The 16,238-nt window shown below is 69.4% G+C and carries 17 protein-coding genes; 3 read left to right on the top strand and 14 right to left on the bottom strand.

Going from position 1 to position 16,238, the window contains the following annotated elements; all coding sequences use genetic code 11:
* Positions 1-24 precede the first annotated feature (24 nt).
* A complete protein-coding gene (locus AC07NN_RS02910; protein ID WP_494637629.1) occupies positions 25-597 on the top strand; it encodes a hypothetical protein in 573 nt (190 codons plus the stop codon).
* A 37-nt stretch (positions 598-634) separates the two neighbouring features.
* Here the strand turns inward: AC07NN_RS02910 and AC07NN_RS02915 are convergent, their stop codons facing one another.
* On the bottom strand, positions 635-2,044 hold the full coding sequence (locus AC07NN_RS02915; RefSeq protein ID WP_494637630.1) for a pyridoxal phosphate-dependent decarboxylase family protein: 1,410 nt from the start codon (positions 2,042-2,044) through the stop codon (positions 635-637).
* Positions 2,045-2,149: 105 nt separating this feature from the next.
* Here AC07NN_RS02915 and AC07NN_RS02920 point away from each other — a divergent pair, with 105 nt between their 5' ends.
* Positions 2,150-2,353 carry a hypothetical protein gene (locus tag AC07NN_RS02920; protein WP_494637631.1) on the top strand — a complete coding sequence of 68 codons (204 nt, stop codon included), beginning with the start codon at positions 2,150-2,152 and terminating at the stop codon, positions 2,351-2,353.
* Here AC07NN_RS02920 and AC07NN_RS02925 read toward each other — a convergent pair.
* From AC07NN_RS02925 to xylR, 8 genes are all read right to left on the bottom strand, one after another.
* Entirely contained in the window at positions 2,350-2,841 is a 492-nt protein-coding gene (locus tag AC07NN_RS02925; protein WP_494637632.1) for a hypothetical protein, read from the bottom strand. The genes AC07NN_RS02920 and AC07NN_RS02925 overlap by 4 nt on opposite strands.
* A gap of 81 nt (positions 2,842-2,922) precedes the next feature.
* Positions 2,923-4,698, bottom strand: coding sequence for a xylonate dehydratase XylD (gene xylD, locus AC07NN_RS02930; RefSeq protein WP_494637633.1), 1,776 nt, complete (start codon positions 4,696-4,698; stop codon positions 2,923-2,925).
* The gene (xylC, locus tag AC07NN_RS02935; protein ID WP_494637634.1) at positions 4,691-5,551 is read right to left on the bottom strand and encodes a D-xylonolactone lactonase; all 861 of its coding nucleotides are present in this window, start codon (positions 5,549-5,551) and stop codon (positions 4,691-4,693) included. Before xylC ends, xylD begins: the two co-directional genes overlap by 8 nt.
* A 90-nt stretch (positions 5,552-5,641) precedes the next feature.
* Positions 5,642-6,391, bottom strand: a complete 750-nt coding sequence (gene xylB / locus AC07NN_RS02940) for a D-xylose 1-dehydrogenase (protein ID WP_494637635.1) — start codon at positions 6,389-6,391, stop codon at positions 5,642-5,644.
* A gap of 5 nt (positions 6,392-6,396) precedes the next feature.
* Positions 6,397-7,833, bottom strand: a complete 1,437-nt coding sequence (locus AC07NN_RS02945; RefSeq protein ID WP_494637636.1) for an aldehyde dehydrogenase family protein — start codon at positions 7,831-7,833, stop codon at positions 6,397-6,399.
* A gap of 19 nt (positions 7,834-7,852) precedes the next feature.
* Positions 7,853-9,007 carry a fumarylacetoacetate hydrolase family protein gene (locus AC07NN_RS02950; protein ID WP_494637637.1) on the bottom strand — a complete coding sequence of 385 codons (1,155 nt, stop codon included), beginning with the start codon at positions 9,005-9,007 and terminating at the stop codon, positions 7,853-7,855.
* Positions 9,008-9,191: 184 nt separating this feature from the next.
* Complete coding sequence (locus AC07NN_RS02955; RefSeq protein ID WP_494637638.1) at positions 9,192-9,539, bottom strand: endonuclease domain-containing protein; 348 nt, start codon at positions 9,537-9,539, stop codon at positions 9,192-9,194.
* Between the two features lie 123 nt (positions 9,540-9,662).
* A complete protein-coding gene (gene xylR, locus AC07NN_RS02960) occupies positions 9,663-10,718 on the bottom strand; it encodes a transcriptional regulatory XylR (RefSeq protein WP_494637639.1) in 1,056 nt (351 codons plus the stop codon).
* Positions 10,719-10,805: 87 nt separating this feature from the next.
* Here xylR and mobA point away from each other — a divergent pair, with 87 nt between their 5' ends.
* Positions 10,806-11,318: a molybdenum cofactor guanylyltransferase gene (gene mobA / locus AC07NN_RS02965; RefSeq protein ID WP_494637640.1), complete on the top strand. Its 513-nt coding sequence runs from the start codon at positions 10,806-10,808 to the stop codon at positions 11,316-11,318.
* 147 nt (positions 11,319-11,465) lie between these two features.
* On the opposite strand, the gene AC07NN_RS02970 is transcribed toward mobA, so the two are convergent.
* The 5 genes from AC07NN_RS02970 to AC07NN_RS02990 all read right to left on the bottom strand — a co-directional run bounded on the left by AC07NN_RS02970 (position 11,466) and on the right by AC07NN_RS02990 (position 16,196).
* Positions 11,466-12,968, bottom strand: coding sequence for a sulfite reductase subunit alpha (locus AC07NN_RS02970; RefSeq protein WP_494637641.1), 1,503 nt, complete (start codon positions 12,966-12,968; stop codon positions 11,466-11,468).
* Positions 12,968-13,909, bottom strand: a complete 942-nt coding sequence (locus AC07NN_RS02975) for an FAD:protein FMN transferase (RefSeq protein WP_494638183.1) — start codon at positions 13,907-13,909, stop codon at positions 12,968-12,970. The genes AC07NN_RS02970 and AC07NN_RS02975 overlap by 1 nt, the downstream gene beginning before the upstream one ends.
* Positions 13,910-14,114: 205 nt before the next feature.
* Positions 14,115-15,041: a DUF4198 domain-containing protein gene (locus tag AC07NN_RS02980; protein WP_494637642.1), complete on the bottom strand. Its 927-nt coding sequence runs from the start codon at positions 15,039-15,041 to the stop codon at positions 14,115-14,117.
* Positions 15,038-15,556, bottom strand: coding sequence for a DUF2271 domain-containing protein (locus AC07NN_RS02985; RefSeq protein WP_494637643.1), 519 nt, complete (start codon positions 15,554-15,556; stop codon positions 15,038-15,040). Before AC07NN_RS02985 ends, AC07NN_RS02980 begins: the two co-directional genes overlap by 4 nt.
* A 10-nt stretch (positions 15,557-15,566) precedes the next feature.
* On the bottom strand, positions 15,567-16,196 hold the full coding sequence (locus tag AC07NN_RS02990) for a PepSY-associated TM helix domain-containing protein (protein WP_494637644.1): 630 nt from the start codon (positions 16,194-16,196) through the stop codon (positions 15,567-15,569).
* Positions 16,197-16,238: the final 42 nt, after the last annotated feature.

The raw sequence follows: 16,238 nt of genomic DNA on the forward strand, positions 1-16,238 counted from the left end.
GGGTTTCCAATCAGGGTCGCGGGCATGACATCCGCGATCCTGAAGACCCTGGCCGCCCTGGCCGTCGCCGTTCTCGCGGCGGCGCCGGCCGTGGGCGCGCCGAAGCCTGCCGACAGGCCAGTGGCCCACAAGGCCGCCGCCTGCGCCCTGGGCGCCCAGGTCATGGCCGACCAGGCCAGGCGCGGCGTCAACGCCTTCGACGCCCAGGAAAGCTTCGACAACACCTTCATCAAGCGCGGCATCAGCGAGGCCCGGCCCCATGGCTGGAGCTTGTCGGCCTGGCAGAAGACGCTGCTCACCCGGCAACCGCCGGTGAACCTGTTCGCCGCCTGTCCTGACCTGGCGAGCCGGTTGCCAACGGGGACGCGCCTGGCGACGGACGAGGATCGCGCGGCGGTCCAGCGCCTGGGCCAGACGCCCCCACGAACCTATCTCGGAAGCATCGCCGCGCCCTCGATTGTGGCCGACGGCCGGACGGCGCTGGTGATGGAGTTCAGCAAGTGCTCGGGCCTCTGCGGCGGCGGCAGCCTCTATGTCTACAAGCTGGTCGACGGGCGCTGGGTCAAGGACGCGCCGGTCTTCCAGATGATCTCCTAGGCCAGGGCCTTCTCGTAGAGGGCGTCGCGGGCCTCGCTCATGCGGCCGCGTCCCGCACCGCCCGCCAGGCGTCGATCACCGCCTTCACCGTGATCTCGCCGTCCTCGAATGTGGTGGCGGCCGAGGACACCGACACCCGCATCACCCAGCGGTCTCGCCAGGTCGCCGCGCCGATGAAGGCGATGGCGTCGGCCTGGATGCGCTCGACCGTGGCCAAGGTGGCCGCGTCATCGTCGCCGAACCGGACCATGAACTGGTTCAGCGGCACGTCGGCGACCAGCTCGATCCCCGGTTCCTGGGCCAGAGCCGAACTCATGTGCTCGGCGATCCGGCAGTCGCGCTCGACCAGCTCGGCGATGCCGTCGCGACCGAACTGGCGCAGCATCGCCCAGGTCCCGATGCCGCGCGCCCGGCGCGACAGCTCCGGCACGTAAGCCGACGGGTCGCGCTCGGCCCCCACGGGCGGGGGCAGGTAGCTGGCGGTGATGGCCATGGCCCGGCGGTGGGCCTCCGGGTCCCGGACGATGGCGAAGCCGCAGTCATAGGGCGTCTGCAGCCACTTGTGGCCGTCGGTGGCCCAGCTGTCGGCCTGGTCGACGCCGTCCAGTTGCGCGGCGCGCGTCGGACAGGCTCGCGCCCACAGACCGAAGGCGCCGTCGACGTGCAGCCAGGCGCCGGCGGCCTTGGCCATCGGCGCGATCTCGCCAAACGGGTCGCTGGCTCCGGTGTTGATCTGGCCGGCCTGGGCGATGGCGATGACCGGGCCATCTCCGGCCTTGATCGCGCGTTCGAAGGCGGCGGGCAGCATGCGGCCCAGGTCGTCGGTCTCGACCGTGGTGACGCGCTGGGCGCCGAGGCCCAGGTACTTCAGGCCCGAGAACACCGTGGCGTGGGCGTCGGCGCCGATCAGCACCCGCACCGGCGGCGCGCCGAACAGGCCATCGGCCTCGACGTCCCAGTTGACCCGCCGCAGGACCTCGGACCGCGCGGCGGCCAGGCAGACGAAATTGGCCACCGTCGCCCCGGTCACGAAGCCCACCGAGGCCTCGGCCGGCAGCCCCAGCAGGTCCAGCATCCAGTTGGCCGACACGGTCTCTATCGCCGAGGCGGCCGGGGCCGAGACCAGGTTGCCGACGTTCTGCCCCCAGGCCGAGACCAGCCAGTCGGCGGCCACGCCCGTCGGGTGCGAATTGCCGATCACCCAGCCGAAGAAGCGTGGCGCGGTCGCCGCGCGGATGCCGGGGGAGGCGAGCGCGATCAGCTCCTCGATGATGGCCTGGGCTTCGCCGGGCGCGGCGGGCAGGGGCTTGTCGAAGGCGGCCATCATGTCGCGATAGGTCGCCACCGGCGTGGTCTCGGCGGTGGCGATCCGCCGGCGATAGGCCGTGGCCTCGCGCGCGGCCCGCTCCATGGCCGCGAGGCCGGCTTCCAGTTCCTTCAAGTCCATCGACGCTCTCCCTCGGCGGGGAGGTGATCCCAAGTCGGGGCGCGGGGGAAGGGCCTAAGGCCCAGCTGCCTTGCTGAGGCCCCATTGGGTCTCCACCGTAGGTGGATGTCCCTGTCCGAACTCCGCCGCCAGTTCTCCATTCAGCCCCATGGCGACCGTTGGGGCGTCGTGATCGACGACGAGGTGGTGCTGGTCGCCGAGACCCGCGAACGCGCCGAAGCGGTCGTGGCCGAAGCGGCTGAAGTGCTGGAACGCAGCGGCTTCCGACGCAGGCCGGAGCGGCGGTCGTTCGTGGGCGGCGAAGATTAGGTTTCCGCGGCTTTTCGCTGTCGGATCGGCAACCCCACGACGGTCAGCCAGAAGACGCCGCCGCCCAATGCGCCGAAGGGAGCGAGAAAGCCCAAAAACTTGAGGTTTTCCGTAACCCCAAACCAGGTCAGGCGACCGTCCACGATCGTGGCTTGGCCGCCTATCGAGGCTTGGTCTGCAGCCGGAAGGAACGCCAGCAAACCCCAGGGGAGGATCGCGACGAAGGCGCCCGCTAGGACACAGTTCAGCAGTGTCAGTCGCAGCTTTCGGCGAAGGACGGCGAAAACGGGCAGGCCTACAAGCAGGGACGGGACATAGCCGCAGAAGATCAGCGCCAAGGGAAAGGTCATGATGACCCGGGCCCAGAAATCCGGGAGACCGCCATAGGCGGGAGTGATCGCCGAACCCAGAAAGCTCGGCAGGATCGGCGCGAGCATAAAGCCTGCCAGCAGCCGCCATCCGCGAGGCTGGGCGTCGAGCTTGGTCATGTGGGGAATTTAGCCCGGAACGCAGAAGACAACCAGAGGTGCAACAAAAAGCCCCGGATCACTCCGGGGCTTTCGTCGTCTCTAGTGGTTATGCCTCGGCAGTTTCGCCGCCAGGTCCTGGTACTTCACGGCGAACTCCAGCACCCCGCCGGTCTCCAGCTGGCCCGTATGGGCGCGGTAGATTTCCTGCCAGGGGGTCATGGTCTCGGGGACAGCCGGAATGCCTTCCTTGCGGCGCTCGGCGATCACGGCGTCGTCCACCAGCGCATCGCAGCGGCCGGTGTTGATGTCGATGCGGATGATGTCGCCGGTGCGCAGCCACGACAGGCCGCCGCCGATGGCGCTTTCCGGCGAGGCGTTGAGGATCGAGGGGCTGTCGGCGGTGCCCGACTGTCGGCCGTCACCCAGCGTCGGCAGGGACATGATCCCCTTCTTCAGCAGGTGGTCCGGCGGCTGCATGTTGACGACCTCGGCCGAGCCCGGCCAGCCGATGGGACCGGCGCCGCGGATCACCAGGATGCAGTGCTCGTCGATGTTCAGGGCCGGATCGTTGATGCGGTGGTGGTAGTCGTCCGAGCCGTCGAACACGATGGCGCGGGCTTCGAAGATCCCCTCGCGGCCAGGCTCGCTGAGATAGCGTTCGCGGAAGTCGGCGCCGATGACGCTGGCCTTCATGATCGCGAAGTCGAACAGGTTGCCCTTCAGCACCAGGAACCCGGCCTTCTCGGCCAGCGGCTCGGCGTAGGGGAAGATCACCTCGCGGTCGCCGGTCTCACGGCCCTCGAGGTTCTGCGCCATCGTCTTGCCGGTCACGGTCAGCACGTCGCCATGCAGGCGGCCTTGCTGCAGCAGCTCCCACAGCACGGCCGGCGCGCCGCCGGCCCGGTGGAAGCGCTCGCCCAGATACTTGCCGGCCGGCTGCATGTTGACGATCAGCGGGATGTCGTAGGCCGCGCGCCAGTCGTCGGCGGTGACCTCCAGCCCTGCGTGCCGCGCCATGGCCGCGATGTGCGGCTGGGCGTTGGTCGAGCCGCCGGCCGCCGCCACCAGGGCGATGGCGTTCTCGAAGGCCTTCTTCGTGAGAATGTCCTTCGGCTTGATGTCCTCATAGGCCAGGTCGACGATGCGCTGGCCGGTCTTGTAGGCCATCTGGCCGCGCTCGCGGTACGGGGCCGGGATGGCCGCGCAGCCGGTCAGCGACAGGCCCAGGGCCTCGGCGACCGCGTTCATGGTCGAGGCGGTGCCCATGGTGTTGCAGTGGCCGGCCGAGGGGGCCGAGGAGGCCGCGCGCTCGATGAACTCGGCCTCGGTGATCTCGCCGGCCGCCAGCTTGCGGCGCGAGCGCCAGATCACGGTGCCCGAGCCGACCAGCTCGTTCTCGTGCCAGCCGTCCAGCATCGGACCGCCCGACAGCACGATGGCCGGGATGTTGACCGTGGTGGCGGCCATGATGCCGGCCGGGGTGGTCTTGTCGCAGCCGGTGGTCAGGACCACGGCGTCGATGGGATAGCCGTGCAGGGTCTCGACGAGACCCAGGTAGGAGAGGTTCCGGTCCAGCGCCGCCGTCGGGCGACGGCAGTTCTCGAAGATCGGATGGACCGGAAACTCCATGGGGATGCCCCCGGCGTCGCGAATCCCGTCCCGCACCCGCGTCACCAGATCCAGGTGAATGCGGTTGCAGGGCGAGATGTCGCTGCCGGTCTGGGCGATGCCGATGATCGGCTTCCCGCTTCGCAGCTCCTCCGGCGTGATCCCGTAGTTCATGAAGCGCTCCAGATAGAGCGCCGTCATGTCGATGTGGTCGGGGTTATCGAACCAATCGCGGGATCTGAACCGGCGGGGCGTGCGACTAGACAAGGCGTACCTCGTGTTGGGGTTGGCCCGCGACCTCGACCTGGATCGCGAACAGACCGCCGGCCAGCGGCTGGGCGGCCAGTTGTTCTTCGTCCAGGCCCTTGCGGGCGGTGGTGATGTAAAGGGTCTTCAGGTCATCGCCGCCGAAGCAGACCTTGGTCACGTTCGTGGCCGGAACCATGACGCGGGCGACGACGTCGCCTTCCGGCGAGATGCGCAGCACGGCCGCGCCGCCCCACAGGGCGGTCCACAGGAAGCCTTCGGAATCGACGACGGAACCGTCCGGATAGACGTTTTCGCTGTTGAAGCGGGTCAGGACGCGCTTGTTCGACAGCTCGCCGTCTTCGGCCAGGTCATAGGCGAAGATCGTCTTTTCCAGGGTGTCGGTGTGGTAGAACGTCTTGCCGTCGGGCGAGACGCACGGGCCGTTGGTGATGCAGATGTCGGTGTCGACGCGCGTCAGGCCCTTGGCGTCCAGACGATAGAGCGAACCGCTCTTGTTCTCTTCGCCGTCGTGCATGGTGCCGAACCACAGGCGGCCTTGGGCGTCGACCGTGGCGTCGTTGGTGCGGTTGTTCAGCTCTTCGGCCTCGATACTGGCGTTCTTCTGGAACCCCATCAGCGGGTTGAAGCGGAAGAGGCCGCTCTTCAGACCGGCCAGGTACATGTTCGGGCCCATCGGGGCCAGGAACGAGACCTGCTCAGGCGCGTCGAAGCTGTCCTGTTGGCCGGTGGCGGGATCGTGACGGTGAACCTTCTGGCCCTTGATGTCGACGAACCAGATCGCATTGTTGTGCCAGATCGGACCTTCGCCCAGTTCGGCCTTCAGATCCCAGACGCAGGTGACCACGCTCATGATCACTATCTCCACATAAAACCGATGTTGGCCCGTTCGATAAGGCTGCGCGGGCCTCCAGGGAAGCCCGCGCGTCGGCCAAGCTCGGATTTATCGCCAGCCGGCGTCGATCCAGTACTCGTGACCAGTGCATAGCGAGGCGTCGTCCGAGGCCAGGAACAGCACCAGCGAGGCGACGTTCTCGGGCACCAGGCGGCCCTTCAGGCATTGCGCCGCAACGATCTCGGCCTCGCCTTCCGGCGTGTACCACTTCTCCTGGCGCTTGGTCTTGACGTTGCCGGGCACCACGCAGGTGACGCGGATGTCGTCCTTGCCCAGTTCGCGGGCCAGAGCGCGGGTCATGCCCTCGATGCCGGCCTTGGCGGTTTCGTAGAGGACGAGGTCCTCCAGGCCCAGGTGCCAGCTGATCGAGCCGAAGTTGATGATCGCCCCGCCGCCGCGCTTGGCCATGCCCGGCGCCACGGCCTGGGCCGCGAACACCATGTGGCGCAGGTTCACGCCGATGCGGTTGTCCCAGTATTCCGGCGTCAGGTCGGCCAGGCTGTGACGGTCGTCATTGCCGGCGTTGTTGACCAGCACGTCGACGTCGCCGATCTCGGCGAAGGTCGCCTTCAGCGCGGCCAGGTCCATCAGGTCGCAGCGCTTGTAGACCGGCGCGATGGCCGCGCCTTCGGACAGCTGCGCGACCAGGGCGTTGGAGTCCTCGTCGACGATGTCGAGGAAGATCACTTCCGCGCCCTGGCGCACGAAGCCGGCGGTGAGGCCGGCCCCGATGCCCGAGCCGCCGCCGGTGACGACGACGCGCTTGCCCTTCAGGCTGGGATAGATGGCTGAGGACATGCTGCTTACGACCACGAGTAGGAGGTTTTGGTCTGGGTGAAGAACTCGACCGCCGCGAAGCCCTGTTCGCGGGCGCCGTACGACGAGCTCTTCGTGCCGCCGAACGGCACGTGGTAGTCGACGCCGGCCGTGGCAAGGTTGACCATGGTCATGCCGGCCTTGGCGTGGCGCTGGAAGTGGCGGGCATATTTCAGCGAGGTCGTGGCGATGCCGGCCGACAGGCCGAACTCGACGCCGTTGGCGATCTCCAGGGCTTCCTCATACGACTTGACCCGGATGGTCGAGGCGACGGGGCCGAAGACTTCCTCATTGTTGATCCGCATGCCGGCTTGCGTGTCGGCGATCAGGGTCGGCTGCACGTACCAGCCCGGATTGTCGAGCTTCAGGCGATCGCCGCCGGTGACCAGGCGGCCGCCTTCCGAGGTCGCGATGTCGATGTACTTGTAGCTGGTCTCCATCTGGTCTTCGGAGACGGCCGGGCCGATCTGGGTGTTCGGGTCCAGAGCATCGCCGACGCGCAGGGCGGCGACCTTCTCGGCCAGCAGGGCCACGAACTTGTCGTGGATGCCGTCCTGGACGATCAGGCGCGAGCTGGCGGTGCAGCGCTGGCCGGTGGCGTAGAACGAGCCGTCCAGGGCGATGGCGACGGCGCGTTCCAGATCGGCGTCGTCCAGGATGATCAGCGGGTTCTTGCCGCCCATCTCCAGCTGAACGCGGGCCTGGCGGGCCACGGCGGCGGCGGCGACCTGCGCGCCCACGCCCTGCGAGCCCGTGAACGAGACGCCGTCGACGTCCTTGTGCTTGATCAGGGCGTCGCCCATCGAGCCGCGGCCGAACAGCATGTTGAATACGCCGGCAGGCGCGCCGCACTCGACCATGATGTCGGCCAGCACGTTGGCCGTGGCCGGCGTCGGGCCGGCCGGCTTGATCACCACGGTGTTGCCGAAGGCCAGGGCCGGAGCCGCCTTCCAGGCCGGGATGGCGATCGGGAAGTTCCAAGGCGTGATCAGGCCGAACACGCCGACGGCCTGGCGATAGGTCTGGACCTCGACGCCCGGACGGGTCGATTCCAGGTTCTGGCCGTGGCGGCGCAGAGCCTCGCCGGCGAAGTACTTGAAGATGCGGCCGGCGCGGACGGTTTCACCGATACCCTCGGCGACGGTCTTGCCTTCTTCGCGGGCCAGCAGCCTGCCGATGTCGGCGCTGCGGGCGATGATGGTCGAGCCGACCTTGTCCAGCAGGTCCGAACGGACTTCCGGCGAGCTTTCCGACCACGACGGGAAGGCTTTCTTGGCCGCGTCGACGGCGGCGTCGACCTCGGCCTGGCCGCCCATCGGCACCTTGGCGACGACGTCGTTGGTGTTCGAGGGGTTGGTGCTCTCGGCCGGGGCGTCGGCGGCGACGCGTTCGCCGCCGATGTAATGGCGCAGGGTATCGGTCATTTGCCGGAGTCCTTGGGAATTAGAGGAGGCCGCGGCCGGCCAGGTTGCGAACGAGGGCCGAGATGCCGAACGTCCACGGCTTGGCCTTGTCGCAGGTGGTGACTTCGTTCTCGAGCGTGCCCAGCTTCGGCGTCGAGACGCGGACGCGGTCGCCGACCTTGTGGGTGAAGCCCTGGCCGGGGGTGTCGCGGTCCTGGATCGGGGCGAACATGGTGCCCAGGAACAGGGCGAAGCCGTCCGGGTACTGATGCTGCTTGCCGAACGCCTGGCCAGCCAGCACGGCGGGATCGCGGCTGATCAGGCTCATATTGCTGTGGCCATCCAGCACGAAGTTGTCGCGGCCGGTGATCTTCAGCGTGACCTCGGCCGAGCGGACGTCGTCCAGGCTGAAGGCGTCATCGAACAGGCGGAAGAAGGGGCCGATCGAGCACGACGCGTTGTTGTCCTTGGCCTTGCTGAGCAGCAGGGCCGAGCGGCCTTCGAAGTCGCGCAGGTTGACGTCGTTGCCCAGCGAGGCGCCCCGGATCTGACCCGAGCCGTCGCACAGCAGCACGACTTCCGGCTCCGGATTGTTCCAGTGGCTGTCGTAGCGGACGCCGACCTGGTCGCCCCAGCCCATCGACGACAGGGTCGGGCCCTTGGTGAAGATCTCGGCGTCGGGGCCGATGGCGACTTCCAGGTACTGGGACCAGAGGCCGTCCTTGATCAGGGTCTGCTTCAGGCGCTCGGCGCCCTCCGAACCCGGGTTCACGCTCTTGAGGTCGCCGCCCATGCTGGCCGACAGCTGCTCGCGGATCTTCAGGGCGGCGGCGGCGTCGCCGCGCGCGCGCTCCTCGATCACCCGCTCCAGGGTCGAGACGGCGAAGGTCACGCCGGCGGCCTTCAGCACCTGCAGGTCGACGGGGGCCAGCAGCTTCACGGCCGCGGCGTTGTCGGGATCGTCCCAGGTCGGACGAATGTCGAGGGCTTCGAGGGGACCCTTGTCCTCGCCGCGCGGGATGGCCGCGCTGGGGCCGAAGGCGTTCATCAGGTCGGCGACGGTGGGGGCGATCTTCGAGACATCCTCGACGCGGCCGCCGCGCACCAGCACGGGCGTCGGGCCATCGCCGAAGTCGATACGGCCCAGCAGGGTCGCGTCTTTCCAGTCTTCCGGAAGGAATTCACTCACGCCCACGGCGTCGTCTCCCCAATGCTCGAGCGTCTCAAGGCTGCCGACACTAAACGGCGGCGCTCGTTCGTCAGGCCCTTGGTAGCGCTAACATGCAACGACGGCAAGCACGTTGTCTGACCAATTTCCTTTCACCCTCTCCCAAGGGGAGAGGGCGGGGCCCATCGCGCAGCGATGGGAGGGTGAGGGACTAGCGTCCGGCCGCCCGAAGCGTGGCGATGATCATGTCACCAACGCCGCCCGGATCGTTGAGCACCAGATCATTCGGCAACCGGATGAGGAGAAAGCCACATGCTTCCGGCACGGCCGTCCGCTCGATGTCCTTGAGCTGGGTTTCTTCGTCGTCGTGCATCCTGCCATCGAGTTCGACGATCAATCGGGCTTCTACGCAGACGAAGTCGGCGAAGTAGCGGTCGATCGGGACCTGCCGACGGAACTTGAAGCCCGCGAGGCGACGCCCTCGGACGAGGGTCCACAGGCGCGCCTCGGCAGGCGTTTGCTCGCGGCGGAGATGACGGGCGACGGCTGTGCGGCTCATGCCGCAATGAAATCGAAATCAACCTGAAGTTACAAGAAAAGTAACTGCAATTTCTGACGGTGTGGTCCCTCACCCTCCCACGCCTTCTGCGCGGGCCCCGCCCTCTCCCTCCGGAGAGGGTGACTATTCCGGCGCTTGCCCGCTGGAATCTCGCACGATCAGCGTGTGCGGGTGCATCAGCTGCCGGGGATCGCCGCCGCCGTCGCGGTGGCGGCGGATTTCTTCCAGCACCAGGTCGACGGCCGCGCGGGCCATGGCGGCGATGGGCTGATGCACGGTCGTCAGGGCCGGCCAGATGTTGTCGGCGATCGAGGTGTCGTCGAAGCCGACGATCGAGACGTCGCCCGGCACGTCCAGGCCCAGGCGATGGGCCAGGCCTTCGGCGGCGGCGGCCATGTCGTCATTGGCGGCGAAGATCGCGGTCGGGCGCGGCTCGGCGGCCAGCAGGCGTTCGGCGGCTTCCAGGCCCGAGCGATAGGTGAAATAGCCCTGCTCGACCCGGATGTCCTCCATCGGGATCCCGGCGGCCTTCAGGGCGGCCATGAAGCCGTCCAGGCGCTGCTGGCTGACGGTCTGGTTCGGGTGGCCCTTGATGAAGCCGAAGCGCTTGTGGCCCAGGCTGATCAGGTGCTGGGTCAGCTCGAAGGCGGCCGCCTCGTTGTCGATGCGGATGGTGGCCATGTCGGTGCTGGCCGCGCCCGGGGCCACGGCCACGGCGGCGGCGCCGGCGGCGCGGACCTCGGCCAGGACCTGGGGCGATTCGCACAGCGGCGGCGGCAGGATCAGGCCATCGACACCGGTCTTCAGCAGGCGGGCCAGGGTGGCGCCGGCCAGCTCGGGCTCGGCGCACTTCTCGATGACGATCTGGGCGCCGGTGCGGCTGCTCTCGTCGAGGGCGCCGACCAGGAATTCCGAGAGGTAGCCGGTCGAGGGGTTGTCGTAGAGCAGGCCGATACGGAACGGTGCGGAGCCGGCCAGGCTGCGGGCGGCGGGATTGGGAGCGTAGTTGAGGTCGGCGATGGCCTTCTCGACCAGGGCCCGGGTCTCTTCCTTGACGGTGCTCTCGCGGTTGATGACCCGCGACACGGTCATCGGCGAGACGCCCGCGCGCGCGGCCACGTCACGGATCGTGGCGCTCTGGGTCGTACGACGACGCTGGCGCTCGACAGGCTGGTTCATTCTTTTTCCGTCCCTTTGCGGGCGGGACACTAGACCGCTTCGGGTAGAGCTTGGAAGAGCGGCGGGAAATGCTGCTAAGACCGGGGCATGACCTCTCTCGGCGCGATCATCCTGTGCGGCGGCGGCTCCCGGCGGATGGGGCGCGACAAGGCCCTGCTCGACTGGGACGGCCAGCGGGCGGTTGACCGGGTGGCGGCCCTGGCGCGGGCGGTCGGGGCCGGGGCGCTGGTGACGGCCGGCGCAGACCTTGGCCTGCCGTGGGTTCCGGACGACGAGGCCGGCGCGGGCCCGGTCGGCGGGGTGCTGGCCGGGGCCAAGGCGCTGGGAACGGCGCGGCTGCTGGTGCTGGCGGTCGATGCGCCGACGGTGATGGTGGAGGACCTGGCGCCGCTGCTGGCGGGTGGCGGCTACTACGACGGTTTGCCGGTGCCGATGGTGCTGGACGCTTCCGCCTTGCCGGAGGGCGTCGAGGCCGGCTGGCCGCTGCGGCGGTTCGTGGAGCGGGCGGGGCTGGTGGCGCTGCCTGTGCCCGATGGCGCGATGGCGCGGCTGCGGGGGGCGAATACGCCGGAGGAGCGGGCGGGGTTGTTGCGCCGCTGAGCGCCCCCTCCGTCTCGCTGCGTATCCGCAGCGATCCACCTCCCCCGTCCTACGGGTGAGGAGGAAACGGCTCTTCTCCTGCCCCGCTTGCGGAGGAGGTGGCGCGATGCGGATACGCATCGTGACGGAGGGGGCGCTATGCCGCCGTCAGTACACGTCCCGCCGATACCGCCCTTCATCTGTCAGGCGCTCCAGCACTTCGCCGCCCAGCACCTCGACCAGCGTCGCGTGGACATCGCGCGACATCCCTTCCAGCGACCCGCAGACATAGATCGCCGCGCCATTGGCCACCCAGCGGCGCAGCACGTCGCCCGCCTCCCGCAGGCGGTGCTGGACATAGATCCGTTCGGCCTGGTCGCGGGAGAAGGCCAGGTCGACGCGGTCCAGCAGGCCTGAGGCCTTCCAGCCTTCGATCTCGTCGCGGTGGAAGTAGTCGTGGGCCGCCGTGCGCTCGCCGAAGACCAGCCAGTTCCAGCGGACGCCGGCGGCGGCGCGGGCCTTCAGGTGGGCGCGCAGGCCGGCCAGGCCCGTGCCCGAGCCGATCAGGATCAGCGGACGGGTGTCGTCGGGACCATGGAAGCTCCGGTTGGTCCGCACGCGGGCCTCGACCGTCTGGCCGACCTCGGCGAAACGGCAAAGCCAGCCCGAGCCCAGGCCCGGCGCGCCGTCGGTGCGGGGCATCAGGCGGACGATCAGCTCGACGCCACCGTCGCTGGGCAGGGAGGCGATCGAATATTCGCGATGCGGCAGGGCGGTGAGGCGCTCGGCGATGGCGTCGCGCGACAGGCCGCGCAGGGCCTCGATGGCGGCGGGTGCGTGCGGCAGGCGCAGGCCCGAGAGTGTTGCGGCGAAGGCTTGGTCCAGGCCCAGCGCGGCCACCTCGGCCGGGTTGTTGCGCGGGCCGATCTCCAGGATGTCGCCGGCCTGCCAGGTGGCGCCATCGGTGGGTTCGAGGCGGATATGCCAGGCCTCGCCGCCGGGGCTGCCGGGGTTCAGCAGGGTGCGCTCGGCCAGGGTCCAGCGGCCATAGGCCGGGCGGCTCCAGTCGGGGGCGTCGGTGACGCCGGTGAGCAGGGAGAGCTGCCCCTGCCAGTGGCGCAGCGAAGCCGGATCACCATCGTCGACCTCGACCCGGTCGAACAGAGGCTGGCCGCCGTTGCGGGCCAGCCAGGCGTCCAGGCTTCGGCCGAAGGCGCAGAACTCGGCATAGGTCGAGTCCCCCAGGGCCAGCACGCCGTAACGCAGGGCCGAAAGGTCCGCGCCGTCCTTCATCACGTCGCGGATGAAGGCGCGGGCCGGGTCGGGCGCGTCGCCCTCGCCGGTGGTGCTGACCACGAACAGGGCGCGGCCCGTCAGGTCGGCGGCGGTGACGGCCGAGAGGTCCTTCAGGGTGACCGGCGCGCCGGCCTCGGACAGCGCCTTGGCGGTGGCGTTGGCCAGTTCCTCGGCGAAGCCGGTCTGGCTGGCGAAGGCGACCAGCACGGGCTCGCCCGCGCCTTGCGACAGGGCCTGCGCGGCCTTGCGGGTAGCGCGGCGGCGCAGGGCTTCGCGCACGGCGACGCCCGCGCAGAACAGGGCGTAGACGCCGGCCACGGCGCCGGCGGCGACGAGGCGGCGGGCCTCGGGCGGGAAGGCGGAGAGATCGACCATCAGTCCAGCATCGCCTGCAGGGCGGGCGACAGGCGCTCTTCGAGGCCAGTCGCGCCACGGCTGACGATCAGCGCGGCCAGGTCGTGTTCGGCCGCGAAGGCCAGGGCCGCGTGGGGGGGCATGACGGTGAGGGCCGTGGCCCAGGCGTCGGCGCTCATGCAGTCCTGGGCCAGCACGGTGACGCTGACGGTCGGATTGGCGGTCGGCGCGCCGGTGGCCGGGTCCAGGGTGTGGGCGTAGCGGCGGCCGTCGTGATCGAAGTACCGGCGGTAGTCGCCCGAGGTCGCGACGGAAAGGTCGTGCAGGGCGACGACGGTTTTCTCGGAATCGTTGGCGGTCGGCGGGCGCTCCAGCTCGACCCACCAGGGCTGGCCGTCGGGCTTGGCGCCGATACCGCGCAGTTCGCCGCCGACCTCGACGAGGTAGCTCTTCACCTGGGCGCGATCGAGCGCAGCGGCGGCCTGGTCGACGCCGAAGCCCTTGGCGATGCCGTTGAGGTCCAGCTTCAGGCCGCCCGGCTGGAACAGGGCGTCGCCGTCCAGGGTGAGGCGCTTCCAGCCGACGGCTTCCCGCAGCGGGGCGATGTCGGCCGCCAGCGGCGGCTCGCCGGAAAAGGGACGCGGGCCGAAGCCCCAGAGGTCGGTGAGCGCGCCGAGGGTCGGGTCGAACGCGCTGGCGCTCTGCTCGGCGATCTGGATCGCGTGGCGCAGGACCGCAGCGGTCGCGGGCGGCAGCGTCGTCCAGCTTCCGGTGGGGCTGCGATTATAGCGCGAGAGGTCCGACAGCGGCTCCCACGGGCTCATCTCGGCGACAACCGCGTCGAGGGCGCGCTGGACCATGGCCTCAAGGGCGGTGAGGTCGATGGTGGCCGGCAGCACCGCCTTCACCGACCAGGTCGTCCCCATGGTCGCGCCGCCGAACGCGCGCACGGTCCCGCCGATCGGGCGGGCAGGCGGGGTGGCGATGGCGGGGACGAGGACGCGGGGCATGGCAATCAAATCGAACCCTTCCCCCTGGATGGGGGAAGGGCAGGGTTGGGGGTGATACGGCGGTGGGGTTGATGCGGCGTCGCTCGATCTTGGCGCGGCGCCACCCCCATCCCCGACCCTTCCCCCATCCAAGGGGGAAGGGAGAAATCAGCAGACCTTACGGCCGCTGGGCTTCGATCGTGGCGGTGTAGCTGGCGCTCTGGCCGTTGCCGGCGAGCGGGGTGGCTGGAGCGGGAGCTGCGCCCGGAGCCGGAGCCCCGCCCGGAGCGCCGCCGCCCGGACCGCCCATGCCGCCGCCGGGACCACCGGGACCGCGACCGGTTTCACCCGAGCGGACCGTGGCGTTGACCCAGTACATGCCGGCTTCCGGCAGGGTGAACTTCACCGCGCCGTCGGCGCCGGCCTTGACCTTGATCTCGCCGGGCGAGGCGCGCCAGCGGGCGCCGCCGGGGATGAAGGTGACTTCCAGGTCGGCGGCGGGCTTGCCGTCCAGCAGGAACTTGAAGGTCGCCGCTTCGGTGGCCACCACGTCGGTCGGGTGGGTCACCGGCACCAGCTCCAGGCCTTTGCCGGTCGGTTTCAGGGCGTCGGTGGTCGGCTTGTCGCGCGTGACGAAGGTCTCGTTGCGGCTGCTGCTCTTGATCGTCTTCAGGTCGGCGGCGCCGGCCGGGACCTGCTTGGCGAAGTCTTCCGGCGAACCGCGGAAGCGCTTCACTTCGCCGTTCTCGGTGTAGCTGGCCATCACCGAGTTGGTGGCGGTGAAGATCTTGTAGGTGCCGGGCTTGGTCAGCTGGACGTCGAAGGTCGAGCGGAACTGGCCGGTCGCGGCGTTCTGGATCTTGTCGGCGGCGCCGTCCGGGCCGATCACCTGGATCGCGTCGGTGCGCATCGGGCGATGGTCCGGATAGAACAGTTCGTTGGAGACGGCCGCGTCGACCGTCACCCACGAGCCGTCGCCCGACAGGGTGGTGAAGGCCGGGATCATCCAGCCGCGGTGCGCCGAGGCCGACATCGGCAGGGCGAGGGCGGCGCTGAGGGCAGCGACGGCCAGAAGGCTCTTCTTGAAGGTCATGGCTTTCCTCACTTCACGGAGACGGTGACGGCGCCCAGTTCGGACGCGCCCTTGACGGTGGCGGGCTTGCCGGGCTTGCCCCAGGTGAACGGCACGCGGACGGCTTCGTGGCCGCCGACTTCACGGGCGGCCTCGACGACCAGGTTGTACTGGCCGGGCTTCAGGCCCTTCAGGTCGCCCTTGGCGCCCGAGAAGACGATGGTCTGCGGACCGGGCGCGCGCGTGGCGCCGCTGATCCCGTCGGCCGGGAAGTTCATCTCGCGGCCGGCCTTGCGCCACCACTGGCGCATGTCCTTCAGCCACTTGGTGCCGTGGTCTTCCTTGGAGTCGGCGTCGTACCAGACGGCCAGGGTGCCGGCGGCGCTGGCGTCGGCCGGATTCTCGATCCAGATGGCGACGTAGGGCTTGTGGTACTCGGCGACCGACAGCTTCGGCACGGTGACCGTGACGTTGAGGTCGGCGGCCAGGGCCGGCGCGGCGCCAATAGCGGCGCCAGCGAAAGTCAGCAGGGAGATCGAACGCTTCACGGTGTCTGCCTCAAAGGTGGACGAACAGGATGACGAGAATGACGGGGGCGGCCAGGCCGAAGCCCACCAGCGGCCAGGTCAGCGGCCGGGCGCGGGCGTGGAACTGCAGCAGGATCAGGCCGGTGACGGTGAAGATCACGCAGGCCGCCGCGAAGATGTCGATGAACCAGGCCCAGGCCTTGCCCGAATTGCGGCCCTTGTGCAGGTCGTTGAGCAGCGAGACCGCGCCGCGCGTGGTCTTCTCGTGCTCGACGGCGCCGGTCTCGCGGTCGATCGAGACCCAGGCGTCGCCGCCCGGACGGGCCAGGGCGACATAGACCTCGGTGTCGGACCACTCGCCCTCGCGGCCAGCGACGTCGGCGCCGACGGCCTTGTCGAGGAACGGCTCCAGCTGGACGGGTAGCGGGCGCTTGCCCTCGGCCGGGCCCTTGGCCAGCACGGCCAGCAGCTCGGGCGGCAAGGTCGCCTTGCGGCTGACCACCTTGGGCTCGGCCTCGATCTGGCCGGCGTGGTTCAGGGTGATGCCGGTGATCGCGAACAGCAGCATGCCGATCAGCGACAGGGCCGCACTGATCCAGTGCCACTGGTGCAGCTGCTTCAGCCAGAAAGAGCGGCGATGCTGATCAGTGGCGGACTTCACGGGGGCGCTTACGGAACCTTGGGCGGCGAGAGCTCGTCCTTA

It is taken from the genome of Caulobacter sp. GW821-FHT09H08 (assembly GCF_059415885.1).